Here is a 2176-nt window from a genome sequence, read left to right on the forward strand (position 1 = left end):
TCACGCGAGATCGAAGCGGTCGAGGTTCATCACCTTGTTCCAGGCGGCGACGAAGTCGCGCACGAACTTCTCCTTCGCATCCGCGCTGCCGTACACCTCGGCCAGCGCGCGCAACTGCGAGTGCGAGCCGAAGATCAGGTCGACGCGCGTGCCCGTCCACTTGACCGCGCCCGTCGCACGATCGCGCCCCTCGAACACGTCGTTCGCGCCCGACACCGGCTTCCACTCCGTACCCATGTCGAGCAGGTTCGCGAAGAAATCGTTCGTCAGCGTGCCCGGACGATCGGTGAACACGCCGTGCTTCGAGTCGCCGACGTTCGCGCCAAGCACGCGCAAGCCGCCGACCAGCACCGTCATCTCCGGCGCCGTCAACGTCAGCAGCTGCGCCTTGTCGACCAGCAGCGCCTCGGCCGGCGTCTTGTACGCGTGCTTCAGGTAGTTGCGGAACCCGTCCGCCACCGGCTCGAGCACGGCCATCGCGTCGACGTCGGTTTCTTCCTGCGACGCATCCATCCGGCCCGGCGCGAACGGCACCGTGATCGCGACACCCGCGTTCTTCGCCGCCTGCTCGACGCCGGCCGCGCCGGCCAGCACGATCAGGTCGGCCAGCGACACCTTCTTGCCGCCCGTCTGCGCATCGTTGAACGCCTTCTGCACGCCTTCGAGCGTTTCGAGCACCGCCGCGAGCGCCGCCGGCTGGTTCACTTCCCAGTCCTTCTGCGGCGCGAGACGAATGCGCGCGCCGTTCGCGCCGCCGCGCTTGTCCGAGCCGCGGAACGTCGCCGCCGACGCCCATGCGGTCGACACGAGCTGCGACACCGACAGGCCGGTGGCCAGCACCTTCGCCTTCAGCGCGGCGACGTCGGCGGCGTCGATCAGCGGGTGATCGACGGCCGGGATCGGGTCCTGCCACAGCAGGTGTTCCGCCGGCACGTCCGGGCCGAGATAGCGCGAGCGCGGGCCCATGTCGCGGTGCGTGAGCTTGAACCATGCGCGTGCGAACGCGTCGGCGAACTCGGCCGGGTTCTCGTAGAAGCGGCGCGAGATCTTTTCGTAGGCCGGGTCGAAACGCAGCGACAGGTCGGTCGTCAGCATCGTCGGGCGATGCTTCTTCGACGCGTCGTACGCATCGGGAATCACTTCGCCGGCATCCTTCGCGACCCACTGGTGCGCGCCGGCCGGGCTCTTCGTGAGCTCCCATTCGTAGCTGAACAGGTGCTTGAAGAAGTCGTTGCTCCACTGCGTCGGCGTCGACGTCCACGTGACTTCGAGGCCGCTCGTGATCGTGTCCTTGCCCTTGCCCGTGCCGAACGTGCTCTTCCAGCCGAGACCCTGCTGCTCGATGCCCGCGGCTTCCGGCTCGGGGCCGACGTTCGAGGCCGGGCCGGCGCCGTGCGTCTTGCCGAACGTGTGGCCGCCCGCGATCAGCGCGACCGTTTCCTCGTCGTTCATCGCCATGCGCGCGAACGTCTCGCGGATGTCGTGCGCGGCGGCGACCGGGTCCGGGTTGCCGTCCGGGCCTTCCGGGTTCACGTAGATGAGGCCCATCTGCACCGCGGCGAGCGGGCTTTCGAGCTCGCGCTTGCCGGTGTAGCGGCTGTTCGGGCCGCCGCTCAGTTCCAGCCAGATCTTTTCCGAGCCCCAGTAGACGTCGTCCGGCTCCCACGTGTCGACGCGGCCGCCGGCATAGCCGAAGGTCTTGAAGCCCATCGATTCGAGCGCGACGTTGCCGGTCAGGATCAGCAGGTCGGCCCACGAGATGTTGCGGCCGTACTTCTGCTTGATCGGCCACAGCAGGCGGCGGGCCTTGTCGAGGCTGACGTTGTCCGGCCAGCTATTGAGCGGCGCGAAGCGCTGCTGCCCGCCGCCGGCGCCGCCGCGGCCGTCGGCCGTGCGGTAGGTGCCGGCGCTATGCCACGCCATGCGCACGAACAGGCCGCCGTAGTGGCCGAAGTCGGCCGGCCACCAGTCCTGCGAGGTCGTCATCAGCGCGTGCAGGTCCTGCTTCACCGCGGCGAGATCCAGCTTCTTGAACGCTTCTGCGTAGTCGAAATCCGGGTCCATCGGATCGGACAGCGCCGAATGCCGGTGCAGTACGTTCAGGTTCAGCTGATTCGGCCACCAGTCCTTGTTCGTCGTGCCGCTGCCTGCGGTGTGGTTGAACGGGCACTTCGAT

Annotated in this window: 1 protein-coding gene; it reads right to left on the reverse strand. The window is 68.2% G+C overall.

Annotated elements, in window-relative coordinates; translation table 11 throughout:
• The coding region (gene katG, locus C5F75_RS15535) for a catalase/peroxidase HPI (protein WP_104012427.1) at window positions 1-2176 on the reverse strand (2176 nt) is incomplete at its 5' end.

The organism is Burkholderia anthinoferrum (assembly GCF_002925705.1).
GTDB classification, from domain to species: Bacteria; Pseudomonadota; Gammaproteobacteria; order Burkholderiales; family Burkholderiaceae; genus Burkholderia; species Burkholderia semiarida.